At 59.2% G+C, this 23,059-nt stretch carries 26 protein-coding genes and 2 tRNA genes; 15 read left to right on the top strand and 13 right to left on the bottom strand.

What is annotated here, in order from left to right:
• Genes AC097P_RS17040 through AC097P_RS17025 form a run of 4 tightly spaced genes read left to right on the top strand, consistent with a single transcriptional unit; the run spans position 1 to position 4,051 of the window.
• Complete coding sequence (locus AC097P_RS17040; protein ID WP_479611613.1) at positions 1-612, top strand: Maf family protein; 612 nt, start codon at positions 1-3, stop codon at positions 610-612.
• A gap of 20 nt (positions 613-632) precedes the next feature.
• Complete coding sequence (gene rng, locus AC097P_RS17035) at positions 633-2,111, top strand: ribonuclease G (protein WP_479611612.1); 1,479 nt, start codon at positions 633-635, stop codon at positions 2,109-2,111.
• 21 nt (positions 2,112-2,132) lie between these two features.
• A complete protein-coding gene (locus AC097P_RS17030) occupies positions 2,133-2,888 on the top strand; it encodes a polysaccharide deacetylase family protein (protein WP_479611611.1) in 756 nt (251 codons plus the stop codon).
• Positions 2,885-4,051, top strand: coding sequence for a glycosyltransferase family 4 protein (locus AC097P_RS17025; RefSeq protein ID WP_479611610.1), 1,167 nt, complete (start codon positions 2,885-2,887; stop codon positions 4,049-4,051). The genes AC097P_RS17030 and AC097P_RS17025 overlap by 4 nt, the downstream gene beginning before the upstream one ends.
• Positions 4,052-4,141: 90 nt before the next feature.
• On the opposite strand, the gene msbA is transcribed toward AC097P_RS17025, so the two are convergent.
• From msbA to AC097P_RS17010, 3 genes are read right to left on the bottom strand one after another with little or no spacing between them, the layout of a single operon-like run.
• Positions 4,142-5,935: a lipid A export permease/ATP-binding protein MsbA gene (gene msbA / locus AC097P_RS17020; RefSeq protein WP_479611609.1), complete on the bottom strand. Its 1,794-nt coding sequence runs from the start codon at positions 5,933-5,935 to the stop codon at positions 4,142-4,144.
• A 4-nt stretch (positions 5,936-5,939) separates the two neighbouring features.
• Complete coding sequence (locus AC097P_RS17015; RefSeq protein WP_479611608.1) at positions 5,940-7,205, bottom strand: O-antigen ligase family protein; 1,266 nt, start codon at positions 7,203-7,205, stop codon at positions 5,940-5,942.
• Complete coding sequence (locus AC097P_RS17010; protein WP_479611607.1) at positions 7,198-7,986, bottom strand: glycosyltransferase family 2 protein; 789 nt, start codon at positions 7,984-7,986, stop codon at positions 7,198-7,200. Before AC097P_RS17010 ends, AC097P_RS17015 begins: the two co-directional genes overlap by 8 nt.
• A 67-nt stretch (positions 7,987-8,053) precedes the next feature.
• On the opposite strand from AC097P_RS17010, the gene AC097P_RS17005 reads away from it, so the two are divergent.
• The 7 genes from AC097P_RS17005 (at position 8,054) to AC097P_RS16975 (ending at position 12,552) form a co-directional block, all read left to right on the top strand.
• Positions 8,054-8,908, top strand: a complete 855-nt coding sequence (locus tag AC097P_RS17005) for a glycosyltransferase family 2 protein (protein WP_479611606.1) — start codon at positions 8,054-8,056, stop codon at positions 8,906-8,908.
• 7 nt (positions 8,909-8,915) lie between these two features.
• The gene (gene tolB, locus AC097P_RS17000; RefSeq protein ID WP_479611605.1) at positions 8,916-10,181 is read left to right on the top strand and encodes a Tol-Pal system beta propeller repeat protein TolB; all 1,266 of its coding nucleotides are present in this window, start codon (positions 8,916-8,918) and stop codon (positions 10,179-10,181) included.
• A 32-nt stretch (positions 10,182-10,213) separates the two neighbouring features.
• Positions 10,214-10,732 carry a peptidoglycan-associated lipoprotein Pal gene (pal, locus tag AC097P_RS16995; protein WP_479611604.1) on the top strand — a complete coding sequence of 173 codons (519 nt, stop codon included), beginning with the start codon at positions 10,214-10,216 and terminating at the stop codon, positions 10,730-10,732.
• Positions 10,729-11,520 (top strand): tol-pal system protein YbgF, encoded by a 792-nt coding sequence (ybgF, locus tag AC097P_RS16990; RefSeq protein WP_479611603.1) that lies wholly within the window; start codon positions 10,729-10,731, stop codon positions 11,518-11,520. The genes pal and ybgF overlap by 4 nt, the downstream gene beginning before the upstream one ends.
• 24 nt (positions 11,521-11,544) lie before the next feature.
• Complete coding sequence (locus AC097P_RS16985; protein ID WP_479611602.1) at positions 11,545-12,321, top strand: tRNA threonylcarbamoyladenosine dehydratase; 777 nt, start codon at positions 11,545-11,547, stop codon at positions 12,319-12,321.
• A gap of 68 nt (positions 12,322-12,389) precedes the next feature.
• A tRNA-Lys gene (locus tag AC097P_RS16980) sits at positions 12,390-12,465 on the top strand.
• 11 nt (positions 12,466-12,476) lie between these two features.
• Positions 12,477-12,552: transfer RNA gene (locus AC097P_RS16975), tRNA-Lys, on the top strand.
• A gap of 53 nt (positions 12,553-12,605) precedes the next feature.
• On the opposite strand, the gene AC097P_RS16970 is transcribed toward AC097P_RS16975, so the two are convergent.
• The 4 genes from AC097P_RS16970 to AC097P_RS16955 form a co-directional block, all read right to left on the bottom strand.
• Positions 12,606-13,043 (bottom strand): site-specific integrase, encoded by a 438-nt coding sequence (locus AC097P_RS16970; RefSeq protein WP_479611659.1) that lies wholly within the window; start codon positions 13,041-13,043, stop codon positions 12,606-12,608.
• A 2-nt stretch (positions 13,044-13,045) separates the two neighbouring features.
• Positions 13,046-13,462, bottom strand: coding sequence for a hypothetical protein (locus AC097P_RS16965; protein ID WP_479611601.1), 417 nt, complete (start codon positions 13,460-13,462; stop codon positions 13,046-13,048).
• Entirely contained in the window at positions 13,459-13,692 is a 234-nt protein-coding gene (locus AC097P_RS16960; protein ID WP_479611600.1) for a hypothetical protein, read from the bottom strand. The genes AC097P_RS16965 and AC097P_RS16960 overlap by 4 nt, the downstream gene beginning before the upstream one ends.
• Before the next feature lie 379 nt (positions 13,693-14,071).
• On the bottom strand, positions 14,072-14,269 hold the full coding sequence (locus AC097P_RS16955; protein ID WP_479611599.1) for a hypothetical protein: 198 nt from the start codon (positions 14,267-14,269) through the stop codon (positions 14,072-14,074).
• Positions 14,270-14,340: 71 nt separating this feature from the next.
• Between AC097P_RS16955 and AC097P_RS16950 the strand changes: the two genes are divergently transcribed.
• The 4 genes from AC097P_RS16950 to AC097P_RS16935 all read left to right on the top strand — a co-directional run bounded on the left by AC097P_RS16950 (position 14,341) and on the right by AC097P_RS16935 (position 16,035).
• The gene (locus AC097P_RS16950; protein ID WP_479611598.1) at positions 14,341-14,547 is read left to right on the top strand and encodes a hypothetical protein; all 207 of its coding nucleotides are present in this window, start codon (positions 14,341-14,343) and stop codon (positions 14,545-14,547) included.
• 94 nt (positions 14,548-14,641) lie between these two features.
• Positions 14,642-15,049, top strand: coding sequence for a hypothetical protein (locus AC097P_RS16945; RefSeq protein WP_479611597.1), 408 nt, complete (start codon positions 14,642-14,644; stop codon positions 15,047-15,049).
• Between the two features lie 12 nt (positions 15,050-15,061).
• Positions 15,062-15,625 (top strand): type II toxin-antitoxin system MqsA family antitoxin, encoded by a 564-nt coding sequence (locus tag AC097P_RS16940; RefSeq protein ID WP_479611596.1) that lies wholly within the window; start codon positions 15,062-15,064, stop codon positions 15,623-15,625.
• Positions 15,616-16,035 carry a hypothetical protein gene (locus AC097P_RS16935; protein ID WP_479611595.1) on the top strand — a complete coding sequence of 140 codons (420 nt, stop codon included), beginning with the start codon at positions 15,616-15,618 and terminating at the stop codon, positions 16,033-16,035. The genes AC097P_RS16940 and AC097P_RS16935 overlap by 10 nt, the downstream gene beginning before the upstream one ends.
• A 256-nt stretch (positions 16,036-16,291) precedes the next feature.
• Here the strand turns inward: AC097P_RS16935 and AC097P_RS16930 are convergent, their stop codons facing one another.
• The 6 genes from AC097P_RS16930 to AC097P_RS16905 form a co-directional block, all read right to left on the bottom strand.
• A complete protein-coding gene (locus AC097P_RS16930) occupies positions 16,292-16,789 on the bottom strand; it encodes a hypothetical protein (protein WP_479611594.1) in 498 nt (165 codons plus the stop codon).
• Entirely contained in the window at positions 16,786-17,304 is a 519-nt protein-coding gene (locus AC097P_RS16925) for a hypothetical protein (protein WP_479611593.1), read from the bottom strand. Before AC097P_RS16925 ends, AC097P_RS16930 begins: the two co-directional genes overlap by 4 nt.
• A 172-nt stretch (positions 17,305-17,476) precedes the next feature.
• Positions 17,477-19,420 (bottom strand): ABC-F family ATP-binding cassette domain-containing protein, encoded by a 1,944-nt coding sequence (locus AC097P_RS16920; RefSeq protein ID WP_479611592.1) that lies wholly within the window; start codon positions 19,418-19,420, stop codon positions 17,477-17,479.
• Positions 19,421-19,760: 340 nt separating this feature from the next.
• Positions 19,761-20,660: a 50S ribosomal protein L3 N(5)-glutamine methyltransferase gene (prmB, locus tag AC097P_RS16915; protein WP_479611591.1), complete on the bottom strand. Its 900-nt coding sequence runs from the start codon at positions 20,658-20,660 to the stop codon at positions 19,761-19,763.
• Entirely contained in the window at positions 20,657-21,874 is a 1,218-nt protein-coding gene (gene dapE / locus AC097P_RS16910) for a succinyl-diaminopimelate desuccinylase (protein ID WP_479611590.1), read from the bottom strand. Before dapE ends, prmB begins: the two co-directional genes overlap by 4 nt.
• Complete coding sequence (locus AC097P_RS16905) at positions 21,874-23,040, bottom strand: PilT/PilU family type 4a pilus ATPase (protein WP_479611589.1); 1,167 nt, start codon at positions 23,038-23,040, stop codon at positions 21,874-21,876. The genes dapE and AC097P_RS16905 overlap by 1 nt, the downstream gene beginning before the upstream one ends.
• Between the last annotated feature and the right edge of the window lie 19 nt (positions 23,041-23,059).

Genomic DNA, 23,059 nt, shown 5'->3' with positions numbered 1-23,059 from the left:
ATGCAATCCGTTCTCGACTTCATTTACCTGGCGTCCCAAAGCCCGCGGCGCAGTCAGTTGCTGGAGCAGCTTGGCGTACGTCACGCCCTGTTGTTGGCAGACGCCGATGAGGATTCGGAAGCACTGGAGGTGGTGCTGCGCAACGAGGCGCCCAAGACCTATGTGCAACGCGTCACAGCCTTGAAGTTGCAGGCCGCCCAACAGCGCCTGGTGCGCCGCCATCTGCAGCCCGCACCCATCCTGTGTGCCGACACCACGGTGGCCATGGGGCAGACCATCTTTGGCAAGCCGGAGGATGCGGACGATGCCAAACGCATGTTGCACGCGCTGTCCAACCGGCCACACCGGGTGCTGACTGCCGTCGCCATTGGCATTGGCGATCAATATGCAGCGGCCTGCAGCGAATCCTGGGTTACGTTTGCAGAGTTGAGCGAGGCCGACATCGACGCCTATGTGGCGTCCGGCGAGCCCATGGGCAAAGCCGGTGCGTATGCGGTGCAGGGCAGGGCGGCTGCCCACATTGCCCACATGAGCGGCTCCTACTCTGGCATCATGGGGTTGCCAATCTACGAGACTGCGCAGGCGTTGCGGTCCTTGGGTTTCAGACTCTGAATCAAACCGGACTAGCGACGATGCAAAACAATGACATCTTGATCAATTGGTCCCCCCAGGAAGCCCGTGTTGCCATTTTGGAAAACGGCGCGCTGCAGGAGCTGCATGTGGAGCGCACGCTGGAGCGCGGTCTGGTTGGCAATGTCTACCTGGGCAAGGTCGCACGCGTGTTGCCCGGCATGCAGTCCGCCTTTATCGACATTGGCCTGGAGCGCGCGGCCTTCTTGCACGTGGCCGATGTCTGGCACCGCCAGCCCGATGGCGAGGCACCCTTCGTCGCCAAGGGCGCGGCCCCCGTCATTCCGATTGAAAAGCAGATTTTCGAAGGTCAGGCGCTGATGGTGCAGGTCATCAAAGAGCCTATCGGCACCAAGGGTGCCCGTCTGTCCACCCAGATCAGCATTGCTGGTCGGCTGCTGGTGTTTTTGCCGCAGGACGACCACATCGGCGTGTCCCAGAAGATTCCCAAGGACCAGCGCGACGAGTTGCGCGGGCGCATGCAGGCGCTGTCCGGCACGCAGGGCGGCGGTTTCATCCTGCGCACCAACGGTGAAGAGGCAACGGATGCTGAGCTGGCCGACGACATAGGCTACCTGCGCAAGGCCTGGGCGCGTATCAAGGACGCATCGACCCGCCTGCCACCACAGTCGCTGCTGCACCAGGATTTGAGCCTGTTGCAGCGCGTACTGCGCGATATGGTGGGCGAGTCTACGCAGACCATCCGCGTCGATTCGCGCGAGCAGTTTGACGCGCTGAAGTCCTTTGGCGCCGAATTCATGCCGATGGCGGCGGATAAGCTGCAGCATTACAAAGGCGAGCGCCCCATCTTTGACCTGTTTTCGATTGACGAAGAGATTGCGAAGGCGCTGGGGCGCAGGGTAGACCTCAAGTCCGGCGGCTATCTGATCGTCGACCAGACCGAAGCCTTGACCACGGTGGACGTCAACACCGGCGGTTTTGTTGGCGCGCGCAATTTTGACGACACCATCTTCAAGACCAACCTGGAAGCAGCACAAGCCATTGCGCGCCAATTGCGGCTGCGCAACCTGGGCGGCATCATCATCGTGGACTTCATCGACATGGTGCGCGAAGACCACCGCGAGGCCGTGCTGGCCGAGTTCCGCAAGCAGCTGGCGCGTGACCGCGTGAAGACCATGGCGGGCGGCTTCTCGCAGCTGGGGCTGGTGGAGATGACGCGCAAACGCACCCGCGAGTCGCTGGCCCACATGCTGTGCGAACCCTGTCCCATGTGCGAGGGCAAGGGCATCGTCAAGACGCCGCGCAGCGTTGCCTATGACATCTTCCGCGAGATCCTGCGCGAGGCACGGCAGTTCAATCCGCGTGAGTTCCGCGTCGTCGCCTCACCCAAGGTCATCGAGCTGTTTCTGGACGAGGAAAGCCAGCACCTGGCAGGCCTCAGCGAGTTCATCGGCAAGCCCGTATCGCTGCAAAGCGAGGCCGCGATGGCACAGGACCAGTACGATATCGTGCTGCTGTAAACCTCCGATCCCCGCCCAGCCTTGTCCACCGTGCACTCCAAGATCAAAAGCCGCTCACCGGTCCCAATACTGACCTACCACCAGATCGCGGAGGCTTCGCCCCGGGGCGCGGGCTTTCGCAGCCTGAGCGTTGCGCCTGCAGACTTTGAGCGCCAGATGGCGTTTCTGCACGGCCTGGGTTACCACGGCCTGTCTATGACGGCGCTGCAGCCCTACCTGAATGGTGAACGCGAGGGCAAGGTCTTTGGCATCACCTTTGACGATGGCTACCTGAACAACCTGACCCATGCGCTACCCGTACTGCAGTGGTACGGGTTTTCATCCACCTGCTATATCGTCAGTGGCATGCTGGGCCAGACCAATAGTTGGGACACGGCCATGGGCGTGCCGCCGTCCGAGTTGATGTCTGCTGCGCACTTGCGGCAATGGGTGGCGGGTCGACAAGAGGTCGGTGCCCATACGCGCAACCATGTGCGGCTGCCGACCTTGGACGCCGCGGCCTGCCACACGGAAATTGCGCAGTGCAAGGCAGATCTGGAGTATTTCACCGGCACCGCAGTCAATCACTTTTGCTACCCCTATGGGGAGTTCACGCCCGAGCATGTGGCGATGGTTCAGGAGGCCGGCTACATCAGCGCCACCACCACCCGGCGTGGCCGCTGCCGCTCGGGCGATACGCTGCTGGAGTTGCCCCGTGTACCCGTACTGCGCAGAACCAACCGGATGCTGCTGTGGTGGAAACTGGTGTCGCAATACGAAGACCGGCGGCGGGAATGACGGCGGATGCCACGCCCAAACGCCTCCGCATTGCAGTCCTGAACCGGATTTTTCGACCGACCGGGGGCGGGGCTGAGCGCTATTCGATTGCGCTGGTGGAGCAGCTCGCAGCACGCCACGACATCCACGTCTTTGCGCAACAGATAGACCACCAGTGGCCTGGCGTCACCTACCATCGCATTCCATTGCCGTTTGACAAACCCCGCTGGATCAACCAGCTGTGGTTTGCACTGGCCACCTGGTGGCAGACCAAAAGCGGCTTTGATGTGGTGCATTCCCACGAGAACACCTGGCATGGAAGCGTGCAGACCGTGCATGTGGTACCGGTACGCTACAGCCTGCTGCACGGACGCCACGGCTGGCGGCGGGCGTTGCGTTGGCTCAAAATCATGTCCAGCCCGCGCCTGCTGGCCTACCTGGCGCTGGAGTGGGGTCGCTATCGGGTTGCGGACGGGCGCTGCATTGCGCTGGCATCCCGCATCCAGTTGCCGGTGATGGCCGAGTCCTTTCCCCATGCGGTGACCGCATGCCAGGTCGTATCTCCCGGTGTTGCCTCCGTACCCGGACCGGCCAGTGCTACCCAGCGCGCGCTAGCCCGCGCCCAGCTAGGCCTACCGCAAGCCGGGCGATGCATACTGCTGGTGGGCAATGATTTTCGCAAGAAGGGTTTGCCGGCGTTGCTGCAGGCCCTGCCGCAGTTGCCAGCCGATGTCTATGTGGCGGTGGTGGGCAATGCCGCACAGCAAAGCCTGGTGCAGGCGGAACTGCAGGCCAGCGGCCAGGCCCAGCGGGTGTTCTTTCTGGGCGCCTTGGCAGCCGTGGACGTGGCCTACCAGGCTGCGGATTGCCTGGCCCATCCGACGCTGGAAGACAGCTTTGCGATGGTGGTGCTGGAGGCCATGTCCCATGGCCTGCCGGTGGTCGTCAGCTGTGCGGTCTATTGCGGTATCGCTGCTGAGCTGCGGGATGGACAAGAGGCCCTGCTGCTGCCCGACCCGCGCGATGCCCGGGCGCTGGCCCATGCGTTGAGCCGCGTTCTGGAGGACACGGCCCTGGCAGCGCATGTGCGGGAACACGGACTGGCATTTGCGCGTCGCCATCTGTGGTCGGAGATCGCCGTGCAGCAGGAAGCTGTGTACCAGCGGCTCGCCATGGTCCGATAAATGCTATTGTTTTAGTAGCGGCTTACGCGCTCTGCACGGGGGCTGCAGCCTGATTTGGCATATGGCCCGAGCTAAGAAGCCTTACGGGGCTCAGCCGGCTTCGGCTGCGTCCAGGCTGCCACCCAGGCCCAGTTGGTAGAGGCGGGCGTAGTGGCCGTTGCGCTGGATCAGCTCCTGGTGGGTGCCGGTTTCCACAATGCGCCCGGCGTCCATCGTGACGATGCGGGTGGCGTGCATCACGGTGGACAGGCGGTGGGCGATGACCAGCGTCGTGCGGTTGCGCATCAGGGCTTGCAGGGCGTCTTGCACGGCGCGTTCGGATTCGGTGTCCAGCGCGGAGGTGGCCTCGTCCAGGATCAGTATGGGCGCATCCTTGTACAGCGCCCGGGCAATCGCCAGGCGTTGCCGCTGGCCGCCGGAGAGCTGCATCGCGTTGTGGCCCACGACCGTGTCCACGCCCTGGGGCAGGTCGCTGACCAGCGCACCCAGGTTGGCGGCTTGCATGCATGCCATGACCTTGTCACGGTCCAGCGGCAATCCCAGCGCCACGTTGGCCGCAATGCTGTCATTGAGCATGATGACGTGCTGGCTGACAAAGGCGAATTGCGCACGCAGCGCTTTCAGATCCCAGTCCCGCAGGTCCTGGCCGTCCAGCTGGATGCTGCCGCCCTGCAAATCGACGAAACGCGGCAACAGGTTGACCAGCGTGGACTTGCCGGCGCCGGATGCGCCAACCAGGGCAATGGTCTCGCCACTGTGCACGTCCAGGCTCAGGTTCTGGATGACGGGTGCGGCGTCAGCTGCGTACTGCACAACCACGTTGTCGAACACGATCTCGCCCTTGGCTCGTGGCTCGGAGAAACCGCCCTGGCTTTCGGACGGCACATCGTGGATCAGTTCCAGGCCGCGCTCCAGCGCCGCCAAGCCGCGGGTGATTGGGCTGGAGACCTCTGACAATTGGCGAATCGGTGCGATAGTCATCAGCATGGCCATCAAAAAGCCGACGAAGTCGCCCACCGATGTTTCGCTGGCGGCGCTTTGTACCAGGGCCACAGACACTACGGCCGAAAGCGCCATGGCTGCCAACATTTGGGTGAGGGGCGTCATCGCGGCACCGGCCACCGTGGACTTCATGGCCAGACTGCGCAGGGACAGACCCAAGTGCTCAAACCGTTCGGCCTGCGAGGCTTGCGCCCCGTAAAGGCGGATATCACGGTGGGCTAGCACGTTTTCCTCGACCACATAAGCTAGGCCATCAGTGGCGTCCTGGTTTGCCTTGGTCAGACTGTGCAGCCGCTTGGTCAGCACACGCATGACCCAGGCCAGCGCCGGAAACACGGCGATGACGATGAGCGTCAGCTTCCAATTTTGCAGCAGCAGGGAAACAAGGAACGCGACCAATGTGAGCGCGTTGCGCATCAAGCTCAGCACAGAGTTGACCAGCATAAAGGCGCCGTTTTGCGTTTCATACACGATGGCGTTGGACAGAGCGCTGGATGTTTGCTTTTTGAACAATCCCAGCTCCGAGACCAGTAGCTTGGCAAACATTTCGCGGCGCATCAGCAGCAGCCCGTTGTTGGTGACGTGCGACAAGCCTAGTTGCGCCACATAGCTGGCCAAGCCGCGCACACCAAACACCGCCATCAACACCACCGGCACGATCCACGGGTCCAGGCTGCGTTTAACGAATCCTTGGTCCAGCAGATCTGCAAACAGTTTCGGAATAAAAGGTTCGGTGATGGCCGCGACGATAGTGGCCAACACGACAATGAACCACGTGCCACGGTAAGCGCCGAAGTAGGGCTGCAGCGCACGCATGCGCTGGAGCAGGCCGCGTTGCGGTTGCGACGGAGCGGCAGTGGATTCGGGTGTTGGCTTGGTCATGCGGTCACTGGTGTGTTGGGGCTTGATTGAAGGCGGGTGAGCCGCTGCGCAGCCCCAGCGCCAACAGCAAGCCCAGGCTGACGCAGAAATAGTCGCCCATCAGGTCGTCGTACAGCGCCGAGTTGAACAGGCAAGCCACCGCAGTAGCGGCCACCACGCCCAGCAAGGCCTGCTGCACCGGCGGGGGAAAGCGCAGCGCATCCCGGGCGATGCACAGGAACAGGCCCAGCAGCAGCAAGGCTCCGCCCACACCCAGTTCCACCGCCCACAGCAGGTATTCCTCATGCGGGTTGCTGTGGTTGCCCACACCAAAGATCGCATCGGCATTGCTACCCTGGATGCGCTTGACCACCGGAGCCCAGTTGCCGACGCCGTGGCCTTGCAGGGGTTTCTCTTGCAGGGCCTGCACCGAGCGCAGCCAGGCATTGAGGCGCCAGCCAGAAGAGTCGCCTTCGGCAACCTGCTGCGTCTGGGCGAAATTCTGGCTCTCGGCAAAAATCTTGGTCACGCGCTCGTGCACCTTGGCCGAACCCAGCGACAGGCCCAGCAGCAGTACCGCAGGGGTGATGACCAGGGCTGCAAAGCGCAACCTGCGCGGCATGGTCCACATGATGGCAAGCGCTATGGTGGTCAGCGCCACCAGGTAGCCGCTGCGGCCCTCCAGCAGCAGCAGCGTATTGACCAGTGCCAGCACAGCCAGGCCAATGCCCACCCACTGCGGCCACAAACGCTCGGCCCGCAGATACCAGAACACGCCGGCCGACGTGGCAAACATGAGGGACTGGTCCAGGTAGGTGGAAAACACCTCGTATTTGATGGCGGAACCCGCTTGCCAAGGAACGGGCACGCCGACAAACAACAGCCACGAACTCAGCAGCAAAAACCCCTGGCCCAGCACATAGGCGGCAATGGCTATGCGCGCCTCCGCAATGCTGCGCACCAGCACGGCCAGCAGCGCAATCTCGACCAGCTTGGTGTGTTTGACCAGCGTATTGAGGGCTGATGGCATATCTGCACCAGTCCACAGCAGGCTGGCTGCGAACACAACGGTGATGGCTACCAGCATGCGCGGTGTCCACAGTGCGCCCAGCGCGGTGTCGCGCCGTCCGCGCACGGTATCAAAAATCAGATAGCCCAGACCAGCGACCAATACCAGCACCTTGGCAAGGCTGATCCAGGCCATCGGCAGGCTCACCGATACGGCCGACAGACAGACCAGGGCCAGCCGCGCGTTCCACACGCCTGTGGGGGGGGCGCGGTCCTCAGGCATTGCGGGGCGGCGCCTTGGGTGCCTGCCACTCGGCGCCCTTCTGGATTTCCAGGGCCTTGGCGTAGCGGTAGAAGGTGCCTTCGAAGTTGCCCAGTGCAATCACAAAGCCGGCCCAGCCATCGAGAAACCCGCGCTTGAAGATGTAGTGTTTGACGAAGGACCAGATGCCATGGCTCAGCGCCATGCCCATGCTGATCTTCTTGTGCTGGATCTTCTCCGCACCCAAGGTCGAGTAGCGGTTGGACTTGTGCATGACCTCGGCCATGTTCTTGAACGGGAATTGCCAGATCGGGTTCTTCAGATGGCCGATGGGCTTGTCCGTCTTCAGCACATAGCCTTCGTGCACCGGCTTCAGGTCATATTCCATGGCCCCGTTGCGGAACAGTTGGGGTTGGCGGTAGTTGGGGTACCAGCCGGAGTGCTTGATCCAGCGGCCCATGAAGTAGTTGCGGCGGGGCATCCAGTACACATCCAGCGCGTCGGGGCTGTTGGTGATGGCGCGTATCTCCTGCTGGGCCTCTGGCGTGCAGCGCTCGTCAGCGTCCAGGCTGAAAATCCATTCGTGGGTGCAAGCGGCCAGGGCGCTGTTGCGCAGTGCGCCGAAGCCTTTGAAGTCCACCTGCACGACCTTGGCACCCATGCGCGTCGCGATCTCTGGCGTGCCGTCGGTGCTCCAGGAGTCCACCAGCACCACCTCATCGGCCCATTGCACGCTCTCTATCGTGGCGGCAACTTTTTCGGCTTCATTGAAGGCGATGATATAGACGGAAATTTTGCTCATCGGGGGTGGTAGTATTCGGCCACTTGGCGCGCAGCAGGCGGTTGCCAGCCGCGTAGTCTAGTTCAAAATGAATGCCTCCCACCTTGTTTCCGTGGTCATCACGACCTACAACCGCAGCGACGCCTTGCTCGCGGTGCTGGCCGGTTTGGCGCGGCAAACGGACCGCCATTTTGAGGTGCTGGTGGCAGATGACGGCTCCCGGGCCGAGCACCAGGCCGCGATAGCGCAGTCACCTGTCGCCAAAGCCCTGCACGTGACCCACGTCTGGCACCCCGATGTCGGATTTACTGCGTCACGTGTCCGCAACCTCGGCGTGGCCGCATCCCGCGGAGACTACATCGTGTTTCTGGACGGGGACTGCGTGCCCGAGGTTGACTTCATCGCCCGGCATCGCCAACTTGCCCGTCCTGGGTTTTTCCTCAATGGCAGCCGCGTGCTGCTGTCGCCGGAATTCACGGCCCTGGTTCTCACTGGCGCAGAGCAGGTCAGCGGGCGATCCGCATGGTATTGGTTGCACCGCAGGCTGGGCGGCCAGGCCAGTAAACTCAGTGGTCTGCTGCGCTTGCCGGACATGCCCCTGCGCAACCGAAAAGCCTTTTCCTGGAAGGGCATACGCAGCTGCAACTTGGGGTGTTGGCGCACAGACTTTGAGCGTGTAAACGGATTTGATGAATCCTTCGTTGGGTGGGGGCATGAGGATGCGGACTTCGTCTTGCGCCTGCACAACAGTGGTGTGGCACGCAAGAACGGTTTTTGTGCGACGGAGGTCTTTCACTTATGGCACAAGGAAGCGGCTCGCAACCAGGAGTCGCACAATGCGGCGGTTGTGAAAGCCCGTGCGGCGACAACGGTGACCCAGCCCACGCTGGGTTATTCACAACAACGGATCAACGATGATGTGCTCATCACAACACTGGGATAATGCAAAGATGTTGAAGCGTCACCTGTTAATTTTGATAGCCGGTCTGGCCTGCGGTTCTGCCTTTGCGCAGTTCCGCGTAGAGGTCACCGGCGTGGGTCTGACCCAGGTTCCCATTGCGATTGCTGCCTTCCGTGGCGACGACGCAGCCCCTCAAAAAATCGCGAGCATCGTGCAGGCCGACCTGGAGCGCAGCGGCCAATTCCGCGCCGTGGACAGCAGTGGTGCCGCGATGGACGAAGGCTCCCGCCCCGAAGTGTCTACCTGGCGCCAGAAGGGTGCCGACTCACTGGTGACCGGCAGCATCACCCGCCTGGCCGACGGTCGGTTTGACGTGCGCATGCGCCTGTGGGACGTGGTGCGCGGGCAGGACCTGGGTGGACAGAGCTATGCGGTGGTTGCCGGTGACCTGCGCCTGGTGGCCCACCGCGTGGCCGATTTTGTCTATGAGAAGCTGACCGGCGACAAGGGCATTTTCTCCACCCGCATCGCCTATGTGACGAAGTCGGGCCGCAATTACAACCTGTGGGTGGCTGATGCCGATGGGGAAAGCGCACAGAGCGCGCTCAACAGCGCCGAGCCCATCATTTCGCCGTCTTGGGCGCCCAATGGCCAGCAGCTGGCGTACGTGTCGTTTGAATCCCGCAAGCCCGTCATCTTTGTGCACGACGTGGCTTCTGGCAAACGGCGTCTGGTGGCCAATTTCAAGGGCTCCAACAGTGCGCCGGCCTGGTCGCCCGATGGCAAGACGCTGGCCGCGACGCTGACCCGTGACGGCGGCTCACAACTCTATCTGATGGACGCCAACGGTGGCGAACCGCGCCGCCTGGCACAGAACAGCTCCATCGACACCGAGCCAACCTTCACGTCCGACGGCCGTTTCATCTACTTCGTTAGCGACCGCGGTGGCGCACCCCAGATCTACCGCATGCCTTCCAGCGGCGGTAACGCCGAGCGCGTGACATTTACTGGCACTTACAATATTTCTCCTTCGGTGAGTCCCGACGGCAAATGGCTGGCATATATTTCGCGAGTGAGTGGCGTGTTCAAACTGCATGTCATGGACCTCGCGACCGGTACAGCCAATGCCATCACCGACACTACTGCCGACGAAAACCCCAGTTTTTCACCCAATGGCCGTCTCATCATTTACGCTACCCACCAACAAGGTCGCGAGGCGCTGATGACAACAACCGTGGATGGAAAGATAAAGGCCCGTCTGGCGGGCCAAAACGGTGACATTCGGGAGCCCGATTGGGGCCCGATGCAGAAGTAATACACACAACGGAATTTCAAAAGGAGTATTGGATGAAACATTTGGTATTGGTGGCTTCCCTGGCCGTTCTCTTGAGCGCCTGCAGTTCGACAAAGCTGGACAATGCTCCGGTTGAAGACAAGTCCGGCAGCAAAATTACCCAGCCCGGCGGACCCGGCACCGGCGGTGTTGCCGAGAGCAGGGTAACCTCCGTCGCCGTGGACCAGAACAAGGTCCCTGATGTGGCCAACCGTGTCGTCTATTTCGACTACGACAGCTACACGATCCGCCCGGAATTCCAGGCCCTGATCGAGACCAATGCCAAGCTGGTCAAGGCCGACAAGAACAAGAAGGTCGCGATCGAAGGTCATACCGACGAGCGTGGTGGCCGTGAATACAACCTGGCCCTGGGTCAGAAACGTGCAGAAGCGGTGAAGCGCGCGTTGAGCCTGCTGGGTGTGGCCGAGAGCCAACTGGAAGCCGTCAGCTTTGGCAAGGAAAAGCCTGCTGTCTCGGGTTCTACCGAAGACGCTTTTGCCAAGAACCGCCGCGCTGAAATCTCTTACCGATGAAAACTGCCGCCGCTTCCTCCGTCGTGCAGCTGAGCCGCGTGGCGGCGGCTGTGGCTTTGATGGTGGCTTGCATGGGTCACGCCTCTGCCGGCCTTTTTGATGACGATGAGGCGCGCAAAGCCATATTGGACTTGCGGGCAAAAGTACAGGCGACCGAGCAAAAGTTGGCCGAGGAAACACGGCGTGCGTCGGAAGAGTCTGCCCAGCTTCAGCGTGGAATGCTGGATCTGCAGAACCAGCTGGAAGCAACCCGCGGCGAACTCGCGCGCATGCGCGGGCAGGGCGAGCAAATGGGCCGTGATGTGGCCGAATTGCAGCGCCAACAAAAGGACGCTGTACAAAATGTCGACGAGCGTTTGCGCAAATTCGAACCCTCGCGCATTACAGTGGATGGACGCGAGTTTGTCGCGGAGCCTGCCGAGAAGCAAAGCTATGACGCTGCGATGGCCATCTTCCGCAAGGGTGAATTCGCCGCGGCCCAGGTGGCGTTTGTCGATTTCCTGAACCGCTATCCCAAGACGGGTTTCCGGCCGTCTGCGCTGTTCTGGTTGGGCAATGCCCAGTACGCGACCAACAATTACAAGGACGCGCTGGCCAGCTTCCGTGCACTGGTTGCCATGGGCGGCGACCACATGCGGGTGCCAGAGGCTATTCTTGCCATTGCCAACTGCCAGTTGGAATTGAAAGACAACAAGGGCGCACGCAAGACACTAGACGAACTGATTGCCAACTACCCGGCGTCCGAAGCCGCGCAAGCCGCTAAAGACCGACTGGCGCGTCTGCGCTAATTCACCGGCCCAGGCGACCACACCATGCGCGTTGATGGCGGCGAAGATGCCGATGTGCTTCGTCGGTTCTCCGGCATGGAGCGCCTGTATGGCATGGCGCCCGCGCAAGCCATCCGCGAGTCCCATGTTGCCGTGGTCGGCATTGGCGGCGTGGGTTCGTGGGTTGCCGAAGCGCTGGCCCGTAGCGGCGTCGGGCGGCTGACACTGGTCGACTTGGACCATGTCGCCGAGTCCAATATCAATCGCCAGGTCCACGCGCTCAGCACCACCGTTGGCATGGCCAAGATCACCGCGATGCAGGAACGTATTGCGCTGATCAATCCGCTGTGCGAGGTGCTGTGTGTGGATGCCTTCGTCGAGCCCGACAACTGGCCCGCCGTTTTACCCGCAGGTGTGCATGCCGTGGTCGACGCCTGTGACCAGATCAAGGCCAAGACTGCGATGGCCGATTGGGCACGCAGAACAAAATCGTTGTTTGTGGCAGTGGGCGCGGCCGGCGGCAAACGCCATGCGCACAAGGTGGACATAGCCGACCTTAGCGAGACCACGCACGACCCGTTACTGGCGCAACTGCGCTACCGCCTGCGTAAGGCGCACAATGCACCAAAGGAAGGTAAACGCATCGGAGTGGCCTGCGTCTTCAGCCGTGAAGCGGTCAAGCCCGCCGACGCATCCTGCCAGATAGAGCAGGGGGACAACTCGCTGAACTGCCACGGCTATGGTTCGGCAGTGTCTGTGACCGCAAGCTTTGGCATGTGCGCCGCTGGCTGGATACTCGATAAAATTTCTGAAACCGCGTAGCCGATAGAATAAAAACGCTATAATTGAAAGCTTCGCAGGAAGTACACAGTAAATTGTTACTTCTTGTCGGGACCTTAGCTCAGTTGGTAGAGCAGCGGACTTTTAATCCGTTTGTCGTGGGTTCGACCCCCGCAGGTCCCACCAATTTTTTTTAAGGGATCTTAGCTCAGCTGGTAGAGCAGCGGACTCTTAATCCGTAGGTCGAGAGTTCGAATCTCTCAGATCCCACCAGATTGCCCCCGTGGCATATGAAAAGCCTGCTATTTAATCGATAGCAGGCTTTTTTATTTCCCCTGCACCGTAGCTAAATCGTAGCCAAAAATCATTCCATTGATTCTTCCGGCGGCGACAGACAGATTGTCTGGTGCCAAGTGGGCATACCGCTCCACCATGGTTGCAGATTTCCACCCTCCTAATTTCTGTAGCTCATAAGTCGGCGTTCCCGACTGCCGCTGCCAGGTCGCCCAAGTGTGGCGCAGGTCGTGCCAGCGGAAATCGGAAATTCCAGCTCTTACCAGGGCGCTACGCCAAGCCTTTGTATTGGCGTTGGCGATGGGCTTGCCAGCATAGGTAAACACCCTGGTGGAATGCTTTCCTTTTTGACGCAGCAACACTGCCATGGATATGTCATTCAAAGGCACCGCAATCGGCTTGCGATTCTTTGAATTGATTGCCGATACCCAAGCGTGCCGCCGTTCAATGTCGACGTTGCTCCACTCCAGCTTTAATACGTTGCTTTGCCGTAGCCCCGTCGCGAAGGCAACGCGAGGCGTGTGCCGTCTGACTTTTCCACCAGCAGCCGGTCCTGGGCGGGCTCCACCAACAGCACCACGGCACGCTCGCCATTGACAATGCCCGACCGATGGTCATTGTTGGTAAAGCGCAGCACGTCGCCCTCAGCCACTTCCCGTTGATGCTCAGTGAAGGCGCTCATGTGCGGCTGGTTGGCCGCGCGCCATGGCACCCGCACACCGTCCTGGCGCTCCAAGGTCACAACCCCTTCCGGTCCATCGACAACGCGCGCAAACTCGCCACGCTGCAGGCCCATGCCTTTGTATTCGCGATCAGCACGCAGCACATCGCCTTCGTGATAGCTCACCGTGCGCAATGCCTGTGCCTGGGTCAAGTCCTTGCGGCTCAACGTGTTGAGCACCTCGCCTTGGCCGCACAGTCGAGCGCCTGGCGCACCTCCTGGTTGATGGCCTCACGCCCTAGGTTGGTCCCGGCCACGATCAAGGTGGCCGCGCGCTGCTCGGGCGTGAGCGCTGCAAAGTCGGACGCAATGCGGGCATGGCGGTCCTGGTGGCGCTCGATCTCCACCATGTGACTTCGCAAGCGCTCCAGTGACGCGGGTATCTGAGCATCAATCAAATGCTTATTCAGGACACGCGGCTCATTTGGCCAATGCTCTTGCGTGCTGAATGCTGGCTTAGTTCTCGCCAATTAAGAAAAAAAGGGTGGGGAGGAAGTCGAAAAGGGACTACCGCAATGCCTATTCCAATGCTTAGGCGCTGTCTCAATCAGCTCGTGCAGCTCCACCGTAACGCGAACAGCTTGGCTGACGAGTCCAAATGCCTGGTTGCTTACTCGCCACCGTTCCCCTTCTAGCGCGTCGTGCGTCAAGACCGAAAGCGAACTTTCCAATTGGCTGAGCTGATTTTTTGTCTTCTGAATTTCCTCGAGAATTGCTTCAAAGTCTATTTGCATAATAAAAACAGGTTTTAGTGGGAGCTAACTGCTGAAAATTATTCTACGCGGGTGGGGTCAAGTGAGACGGCGCTAAGCGACCACCCGCCACCAGCTCATGCCCATTGGTGAAGGTCACCGTGTTGGTCAGCGCATTGATGTCGGCCACCACAAAGCCCCGGTATTGCTCCAAGTCGCCCGACAGGTCGAACAGGTTGCAGGCGCGCGGTTGTGCCCGCAGTGGCACGTTCCGAGACTGCAAGGGATAGCCATTTGCTGTCTGACGAGAATGAAGATGACGACAGCAAGTAGCTCGATTTGCTTGGCGCCAAGATGGCAGTTTTCATCGTCGATGTTTTAGATAATCAGGCACGGGCGGCAGTGCTCAAGACTCTGGCCACTTGGGGACAGCACCCGGCCGCCGTGACGCACGCGATTGTCGAGGTCATCACAGAACGCGCATTGCATGGATTTGATTCTGGCACAGGTCTGGATAGTCCTCAATCTTCTTCCGTTTCTGTCAAATGCAGACCAAACTGAAACCAGCTATTTAACCAAAATGTTGGATGGAAACACCAAAAACCATGGATGAATACACAGCAATGACCGTGTTTTTAGCTGTATTATTACCACCATGGTAACTTTTACTATCGTTTCGGAGTACAGTTTGACTTCGCCGTCAACTGGCGGTGGTGAAAAAATCACTGGCGGGCCACTGTATGACCTTGATCGGGTCAAAGCGATCATTCATGACGGAAAGGGGCTACAACTATGGACAAGAGATTGCGTGACGAGCGTCCGAGAACTTGGATGGGACGCATCGGATGTCATTGATCTGGTTCTTCAATTGCGCCAAGCGCACTACATTGATTCGGAATGGTGCGAAAACGGCAGAGGTGCCTATGCTGCCTGTGATGCATATTCGATAAATATCAAGGAGTGGATTGAAGCGGTCAACAAACACATGTTGATCCAGTATTTCGTCAAGTTTGCTGTTAACAGACTTGGCACGATGGTCATGACGATTTCTTGTCATACCTAGATTGGGGAAAAAATGAATACCAAAGAGCTCTGCCCAATATGTGGCGAGGGGTACGTGACGGATCATGTGGATCAAGTTGAGAGCGAGTACAAGGGACACAAGACTCTGCTCCCTTTGCACTACCAATTGTGTGATGTGTGTCATTCTGAGTCGGCGGGTGCGAAAGAAAGCAAGTTGAATAAGCGCGCCGTCCTTGCGTTTCGCAAGTCGGTGGACGGACTGCTAACCGGGATTGAAATTTGCGCCTTGCGCGACAAATACAAATTGACCCAAAGCCAAGCTGCTAATTTGTTTGGTGGTGGTCCGGTTGCGTTCAGCAAGTACGAAAACGATGACGTGTCGCAGTCTGAGTCGATGGATACCCTATTGCGATTAGTACGTCGTAGTGAAGCAGCTTTTTGGGAATTGGTTGAAGAGAAGAGGATGACTGCCGAATTCTCCAAAGAAATGCACGTGTCTACGAAATCGGTGACTGCCAACGTCATCGTCATGGCAGATTACCGAAATGGGCCACCACGTGGGCCGAGCACGACAACTCTGCGGCCCTACCGGCAGGAGAGCCAGAAATGGAAATGACTAGGCGCCCAAAGCTAGTGTCCTTCCGGGCATTGGCTTTTCATGGTGAAAACAAGAGCCCGGTGAATGGTACAGATGCTTGGTCAATTCAACTTACGCAAAACATTGAAGTCGGTTTAGCTGTGCCCAACGTATCGGGCGGAATTTTGCAAGCCGTCGTAAAGATCGAGTTCATTGCCGAAGCCGCTAACGATGGTAAGGCAGATGACAAAGCTACATTCAATGCAGAGTACGAGGGGAAGTTTGACTATCTGCCGGCTGTCACTGAGGGGGACGTACTAGCGGACCTCGATGACGAGCACTATCAGTACATGCTAGTTGCGCAGGCTTTTCCTCTAGCAATGACTCATTTCCGCCGCGAAATGCAATCCATGGGATTTGATGCCCGCAAGATGCCATTGGGAATTTAGTCGATTGTCATAACACCGTAGCTAGAACGTAGCTACGCACAACGATTTTTGACTGATTGGGACTAAACGTAGCTGACTTCAACACTAGGCAAGCGACGCAAGATGTTGATTTTATTGAGTTTTGTTAAAGTCAGCCATTCTCTTAATCCGTAGGTCGAGAGTTCGAATCTCTCAGATCCCACCAGATTGCCCCCGTGGCATATGAAAAGCCTGCTATCACATCGATAGCAGGCTTTTTTCTTGGTCGGGAGGGGTGCTAAGCCGACTTAACGTCCTCTTCCCTAGTCATGATTTTGAGTTTCACAGACTCAAAGATTTCGTCTCCGAGGTCAGCTCTTACCTGTAGCCACTTGAGACCTTCTTTCAGTTCATAGGGACCAAAGCTGAAAACAAATGATGCGAATAATCCGGCGAGCAAGCTATCGCCATCATCCTTGCTTTGTGCTTGCGTCCTCGAATGTTCGTTTAGCTTTGCCACATCGGCTTCAATTGCCTCAATTTCGCCAAGAGGCTTGTCGGAAAGGTTGTCGAACACACTCAGCTTCAGTTTCTGGAACGGCCTTTCGTAGGGCGTCTGCACTTGCACGTGTGCACTCAAACCGGGCAGCGCAGCTGGAATTTTTTCAACGACCAACCGCGACGCATATATTCCCATGAAGGATAGCTTGTTGTTAGCTTCTTGGCGAACGTCATCACACCAAGTGACATTAAGGACGCGTTGGTCTCCCATGCGTACTATCTTAGGAGCGGTCATTTTTTAGAGTCCTTTTTCACCAGGGCTTCCTGAATGGCCTTTAGTTGCTCTTGGGTTTGCTTCAGCTGTTCGGCTGTTTGAGCAATTACCGTTGCTGTGTTCTTACCAGATTCAAACGAAGCGACGATGTTCGACAATACTGTTGCATTGAACGCCGCAACGCCAAACACAATAGCCAGAACTGCTGAAATCGCTGTGACGACTGTCGTCGTCTTCAAGTTACTGATGGATGCTTTGAGATCGGCGGTTTCACGCCGCATCTCACCGATGGATTGGTCTAATCGCTCTTCAAAGCGTGCGAGACGACTTTCCGCTTTAGCCTCCACGAGCTCAAGCCTTGCAGTCATCTCTTCGCGTGTCATTGAAGTTGCCATATCGGTTTTCTTTTCGGTTTGCTGTGCCCCAAATATGTGTCTCAGCATTAATGACTCATGCAAGTCGCCACCCGTTGCAGTTGTCAACGGCGAAGTGACTGCGGAGTCGGACAAATTAATAAATCGTGTCGCCTCGCTCACATTGGTCTCATTTCAAGAATATCAACTCGATTTCTAGACCCGCGGCATTTTGTCTTGGGCTATTTCGGCATATCTTAGCCTTAAGTTTGTCCTTCGGCTCTCGGTCCGACCGTCAGCCGCTATAGGTCCTAAACGGCTCTGCGCCCTTACACTTTAACCGTTGTCTGGTGGATCAATTGCCCAAGCTGCTCGACAACTCCAGCCACTTATCCTCCAGCACCGCCAGTTCGTCGTTGACCAGCTTCAGGCTACGGCCGATCTCGGCGATCTCCTGGGGGTGAGGGTTGGTCGACAAACGGTTTTCCAATTCTGCACCTTGGTTGTTGAGCGCCTCCATGCGGGTCTCCACATCCTGCAATTCCTTCTTGGTTTTGGGCGACGTGTCGCCCTTGCCTTTGGACTTGCCGGCGGCAGGCGAGGGCGCAACCGCCTTGGCTACCACTGGCACCTTGGCGGCTTCCTTGGCCTCCTCGCGCTGGCGCTTGGCTTCATCCAGCAGGTACTTCTGGTAGTCGTCCAGGTCGCCGTCGAAGGGCTCCACACCGCCGCGTGACACCATCCAGAATTCGTCGCAGACCGAGCGTAAGAGTGCGCGGTCGTGGCTGACCAGCATCACGGTGCCTTCGAACTCGTTCAGCGCCATCGACAGCGCTTCGCGTGTTGCCAGATCCAGGTGGTTGGTGGGCTCGTCCATCAGCAAGAGGTTGGGGCGCTGCCATACCAGCATGCAAAGCACCAGGCGAGCCTTTTCGCCACCGCTCATGCTGCCGACGGACTGCTTGACCATGTCGCCGCTGAAGTTGAATGTGCCCAAAAAGCTGCGTAGGTCTTGCTCGCGTGTCTGCTGGCCTGCGATCTTGCCGGCGGCCGTGATCTCGCGCACCAGGCGGATCATGTGGTCCAGCGGGTTGTCTGCGGGGCGTAGTACGTCCAGTTCCTGCTGGGCGAAGTAGCCGATGTTCAAGCCTTTGCCCTCGGTGATTTCACCCTCCAGGATGGCCAGGTCGCGTGCAATGGTCTTGACAAGCGTTGACTTGCCCTGGCCGTTCGCACCCAGGATGCCGATGCGTTGCCCGGCCAACACCGATTTACTAATGTTGCGCACGATGGTCGTGGGCGGCGTGCCAGCGGGCGCATCTTCCGGTGCGGGGTAGCCCACGCTGATGCCACTCATCGACAGCATCGGGTTGGGCAAATTGGCGGGTTCCTTGAACTCGAATGTGAAATCCGCTTCGCTGAGCAGCGGCGCAATCTTCTCCATGCGGTCCAGTGCCTTGACGCGGCTCTGCGCCTGTTTGGCCTTGCTGGCCTTGGCCTTGAAGCGGGCAATGAACTTCTGCAGGTGGGCGATCTTGTCTTGCTGCTTGGAATACGCGTTTTGCTGCAGCTCCATCTGCTCTGCGCGCATGTCTTCAAACTTGCTGTAGTTACCGCCGTAGCGCACAAGTTTGCCTGCGTCAATATGCAGTGTGACGTTGGTCACGGCATCCAGAAATTCGCGGTCATGGCTGATGACGACCATGGTGCCTTCGTACTTCTTGAGCCAGGCCTCCAGCCAGACCAGTGCGTCCAAGTCCAAGTGGTTGGTAGGTTCGTCCAGCAGCAGCAGGTCGCTCGGGCACATCAGCGCACGGGCCAACTGCAGGCGCATGCGCCAGCCACCAGAGAAGCTGTTGACCGGGTTCTCCAGCTCGCTGGTCTTGAAGCCCAACCCCAGGATCAGCGCCTGGGCGCGGGCGGCAGCATCGTACTCGCCGGCGTCGTGCAAGCCGGTGTAGGCGTCGGCCATGCGGTTGTAGTCTTCGGTGGCCTCGGCGGCTGCCACTTCCTCGCGCGCTGACAGCAATACGGTGTCACCTTCGATGACAAACTCTGTGGCCGATTGGTCGGTCTCGGGCATGTCCTGGGCCACCTGGCCCATGCGCCATTGCGTCGGGATGTAGTACTCGCCGGAGTCCTCATGCAGGTTGCCGTTGAGCAGCGCAAACAGCGAGGATTTGCCGGCGCCATTGCGGCCTACCAAGCCGACTTTTTCGCCGGGGTTCAGCGTTACGGACGTACTGTCCAGTAGAACCTTGGCCCCGCGGCGCAGGGTTACGTTTTTTAAGGTGATCATTCTTTACGGTCGTAGCTATTAATTCAATTTATCTCGGACGTCATGTAGACGTCATCTCGGCGGGCGGTGGTGGCGGGAGGCTGGGGCACTGCGAAGCTCCGTGTCCCCCGGCCTTCGGCCTCCTCCTTTACCTGCGCTTCGCAGTGCCCCAGCCTCCCGCTAAGTGGCGGTCGTTATTACTCGGGCAGGAAGAGCGCGAAATTTCTCGCAAAAAAAAGGTGAAACTGTCTGAGCAGCAGGCTTGGGGTATGGGGCGCAGTGAGGTAAAGGAGGAGGCCGCAGGCCGGGGGACACGAACGGAGGCCCGTACCCCAAGTCTGCTGCGGGCTCGGCAAAGGCGCTAAAGCAACAAGGCCTCCTTGGTCACCAGCAACACCTGGTCATCCCCCGCACTGGTTTCCAGCCAGACGACTTCCAGCTGCGGAAATGCGGTTTCAAAGTAGGGCCGCTCATTGCCAATTTCCAGCACCAGCACGCCATCTTCGGTCATCTGCCGCGGCGCTTCTTGCAACAGCACACGGATGAAATCCATGCCGTCGCTGCCACCAGCCTGGTTGCCGCTCAGTGCCATTGCCGGCTCAGCCTTGTACTCCGCAGGCAGGTCGGCCATGCCCTGCGCGTTTACATAGGGCGGGTTGCACAGGATCAGGTCGAAAGGGCCGCGGTTCGCCAGTGCCGGGGCGGAAAAGCCGTTCGACTCAACCAGCGCGATACGCTGCTGCAAGCCATGCTTGTCCACATTGATGCGCGCCACAGCCAGCGCGTCGGCAGACAGGTCTGAACCGGTGACGACCACATCGGGATAGGTCAGCGCGGCAATCACCGCCAAGCTGCCATTGCCAGTGCACAGGTCCAGCACGGTGTGCGTCGAGGCCTTCAACCAATAGTCAATGCTGCCGTCCACAATGAGTTCGGCGATCAGCGAGCGCGGCACGATGGCCCGCTCGTCCACATAAAAGGCAACGCCCTGCAACCACGCTTCTTTTGTCAGGTAGGCTGCAGGCTTACGGGTGCTGATGCGTGCTTCCAAAATGCTAGCGGCTTGCGCGCGCTGGGCGGGGGCTACAGCCTCATTTGCCTTGGAGTCCTCACCATCCAGCGGGGTGTCCAGCGGCAGGCCCATGCTCCACAGCACCAGCCAGGCGGCCTCGTCAAAGGCGTTCGTCGTACCGTGGCCAAACGACAGCTTCGCATCCTCCAGTTGCTTCGCGCCGGACTCAATCAATTCCAAAAGTGTCATGCGCGGGCCTGACGTTCCAGGTTTTCCAGCACCCGGCGGTAGATATTCTTCAGCGGCTCAATGTCGGCCACGTTGACGTACTCGTTGATTTTGTGGATGGTGGCGTTGGGCGGGCCCATCTCTATGACCTGCTGGCAGATCTGTGCGATGAAGCGCCCGTCGCTGGTGCCGCCAGTGGTCGACAGCTGGGTCTGGATGCCGGTCTCGGCCAAGATGGCCTCTTGCACAGCGCCCACCAGCGTGCCGGGGGTGGTCAGAAAGGGCAGGCCGCCCACGGTCCAGGTCAGGTCGTATTCCAGCTCGTATTTCTCCAGCACGCGTGTCAGGCGTGATTGCAGCGATTCTGGCGTGGACTCGGTGGAGAAACGGAAGTTGAAATCGATGACCACAGAGCCCGGAATCACATTGCTGGCACCGGTGCCGCCATGGATGTTGCTGATCTGCCAGGTGGTCGGCGGGAAGAAAGCATTGCCCTTGTCCCACTCCACGCCCACCAGCTCGGCCATTGCGGGCGCTACCAGGTGGATGGGATTCTTGGCCAGGTGCGGGTAGGCAATGTGGCCTTGGATACCCTTGACGGTCAGCTTGCCGCTCATGGTGCCGCGGCGACCGTTCTTGATCATGTCACCGGTTCGCTCCACCGATGTCGGCTCGCCGACGATGCAATAGTCAATCTTCTCGCCGCGGGCTGTTAAAGTTTTGCAGACGACGACTGTGCCGTCGTTGGCGGGGCCTTCCTCGTCGCTGGTCAACATCAACGCAATGTTCAGCTGCGGGTCGGGGTTGGCGGCCAGGAACTCTTCAATAGCGACAACGAAAGCCGCCAAAGACACCTTCATGTCGCTGGCGCCGCGGCCAAACAACTTGCCGTCGCGGTGCGTAGGGGTGAAGGGCGCGCTGTGCCACTCCGCCAGCGGCCCGGTGGGCACCACATCGGTGTGGCCGGCAAACACCAGTGTCTTCGCGGGCATGTAAGTTGCTACAGAATCAGTAGCGGCTTGCGGCCGTTCCACGAGGGCTGCAGCCCGTTTTGCCCAAAGGTTGGAGACCAAAAAGTCGGCCGGGCCGCTGACAATGGTTTCGCAGTTGAAACCCAGCGCGCTGAGCCGCTGTGCGATCAGTTCCTGGCAACCGCCATCTAGTGGAGTGACCGAAGGACGCGCAATCAGCTGTTCTGCCAAATGCAAAGTTGCACTATTTGTTGCTGCATGCATCAATGCTTGACGTCCAGGGTAATTTCTGTGAACGAGGCTTCTTCGTGTTCCTCGGGTGCGTTTGCCGGTGCTTGTGATTTGGTGAAGTCGTTTTGCATACGCCACATCAGATTTGTGGGGGAGTCGGCATTGGCCAGACCTTCCTTGCGGTCGACCACACCTTCGACAATCATGCGCGCGATGTCGTGCTCAAAAGACTGCGACCCGTCGGCCATGGAGTTTTCCATAGCCTCCTTGACACCGGAGAAGTCGCCTTTTTCGATCAGCTCGGCAATCAGCTTCGTGTTGAGTAAAACTTCAATGGCAGGGACGCGCGATCCGGCCGTGTTGCGTAGCAGGCGTTGCGACACCACGGCCTTCAGCGCGGCGGCCAAGTCGCCCAGCATGGTGGGGCGCACCTCAACCGGGTAGAAGCTCAAGATACGGTTCAGCGCCTGGTAGCTGTTGTTTGCGTGCATGGTGGCCAGGCACAAGTGGCCCGATTGGGCGTAGGCAATGGCCGCGGACATGGTTTCGCGGTCGCGGATTTCACCGATCAGAATCACGTCGGGCGCCTGGCGCAGCGCGTTTTTCAGCGCGACCTGCAGGGATTTGGTGTCGGAACCGATTTCACGCTGGTTGATGACCGATTTCTTGTTCTTGAACAAAAATTCCACTGGGTCTTCAATGGTCAGGATGTGGCCGGACACCATGCCGTTGCGGTAGTCGATCATCGATGCCAGCGTTGTGCTCTTGCCGGCGCCGGTGGCACCTACCATCAGCACCAAACCGCGCTTCTCCATGATCAGGTCACCCAGAATGGGCGGCAAAAACAGATCCGCCAGCGGTGGCACGTCGACCGAGATATAACGGATCACCGCCGCAATGCTGCCGCGCTGGCGCATGGCACTCACCCGGAACCGGCCCACGCCCGCGATGGGGAAACCCATGTTCAGCTCACCCTCGGCATCCAGCTCGGCCATACGGTCTGGGGGCAAAATTTCAGCCAGCAGGTTGCGTGTGGCGTCGTTTGGCAGCGACTGGTTGTTGATAGGCACGCATTGGCCATTGATCTTTATCAGCGCCGGCGAGTTGGCCGACAGGTAGACGTCCGATGCCTTCTTCTCGCTCATCAGGCGCAGGATGCGCTCCATGGTGCCGGATGCGGGTGGTGTCGTCGTGGCCATAGGTTCAACCTCGGTTGGT

The organism is Rhodoferax sp. ZS1R8 (assembly GCF_056521325.1).
Note: the sequence above shows the minus strand (reverse complement) of the source record. Positions and strands in the feature narration are given on the sequence as shown.

What these genes read in the sequence shown, in the direction of transcription:
- AC097P_RS17040 (WP_479611613.1), top strand. Translation starts at nt 1, where the DNA reads ATGCAATCCGTTCTCGACTTCATTTACCTGGCGTCCCAAAGCCCGCGG.
- rng (WP_479611612.1), top strand. Translation starts at nt 633, where the DNA reads ATGCAAAACAATGACATCTTGATCAATTGGTCCCCCCAGGAAGCCCGT.
- AC097P_RS17025 (WP_479611610.1), top strand. Translation starts at nt 2,885, where the DNA reads ATGACGGCGGATGCCACGCCCAAACGCCTCCGCATTGCAGTCCTGAAC.
- msbA (WP_479611609.1), bottom strand. Translation starts at nt 5,935, where the DNA reads ATGACCAAGCCAACACCCGAATCCACTGCCGCTCCGTCGCAACCGCAA.
- AC097P_RS17015 (WP_479611608.1), bottom strand. Translation starts at nt 7,205, where the DNA reads ATGCCTGAGGACCGCGCCCCCCCCACAGGCGTGTGGAACGCGCGGCTG.
- AC097P_RS17010 (WP_479611607.1), bottom strand. Translation starts at nt 7,986, where the DNA reads ATGAGCAAAATTTCCGTCTATATCATCGCCTTCAATGAAGCCGAAAAA.
- AC097P_RS17005 (WP_479611606.1), top strand. Translation starts at nt 8,054, where the DNA reads ATGAATGCCTCCCACCTTGTTTCCGTGGTCATCACGACCTACAACCGC.
- tolB (WP_479611605.1), top strand. Translation starts at nt 8,916, where the DNA reads ATGTTGAAGCGTCACCTGTTAATTTTGATAGCCGGTCTGGCCTGCGGT.
- pal (WP_479611604.1), top strand. Translation starts at nt 10,214, where the DNA reads ATGAAACATTTGGTATTGGTGGCTTCCCTGGCCGTTCTCTTGAGCGCC.
- ybgF (WP_479611603.1), top strand. Translation starts at nt 10,729, where the DNA reads ATGAAAACTGCCGCCGCTTCCTCCGTCGTGCAGCTGAGCCGCGTGGCG.
- AC097P_RS16985 (WP_479611602.1), top strand. Translation starts at nt 11,545, where the DNA reads ATGCGCGTTGATGGCGGCGAAGATGCCGATGTGCTTCGTCGGTTCTCC.
- AC097P_RS16950 (WP_479611598.1), top strand. Translation starts at nt 14,341, where the DNA reads ATGGCAGTTTTCATCGTCGATGTTTTAGATAATCAGGCACGGGCGGCA.
- AC097P_RS16945 (WP_479611597.1), top strand. Translation starts at nt 14,642, where the DNA reads ATGGTAACTTTTACTATCGTTTCGGAGTACAGTTTGACTTCGCCGTCA.
- AC097P_RS16940 (WP_479611596.1), top strand. Translation starts at nt 15,062, where the DNA reads ATGAATACCAAAGAGCTCTGCCCAATATGTGGCGAGGGGTACGTGACG.
- AC097P_RS16935 (WP_479611595.1), top strand. Translation starts at nt 15,616, where the DNA reads ATGGAAATGACTAGGCGCCCAAAGCTAGTGTCCTTCCGGGCATTGGCT.
- AC097P_RS16930 (WP_479611594.1), bottom strand. Translation starts at nt 16,789, where the DNA reads ATGACCGCTCCTAAGATAGTACGCATGGGAGACCAACGCGTCCTTAAT.
- AC097P_RS16920 (WP_479611592.1), bottom strand. Translation starts at nt 19,420, where the DNA reads ATGATCACCTTAAAAAACGTAACCCTGCGCCGCGGGGCCAAGGTTCTA.
- prmB (WP_479611591.1), bottom strand. Translation starts at nt 20,660, where the DNA reads ATGACACTTTTGGAATTGATTGAGTCCGGCGCGAAGCAACTGGAGGAT.
- dapE (WP_479611590.1), bottom strand. Translation starts at nt 21,874, where the DNA reads ATGCATGCAGCAACAAATAGTGCAACTTTGCATTTGGCAGAACAGCTG.
- AC097P_RS16905 (WP_479611589.1), bottom strand. Translation starts at nt 23,040, where the DNA reads ATGGCCACGACGACACCACCCGCATCCGGCACCATGGAGCGCATCCTG.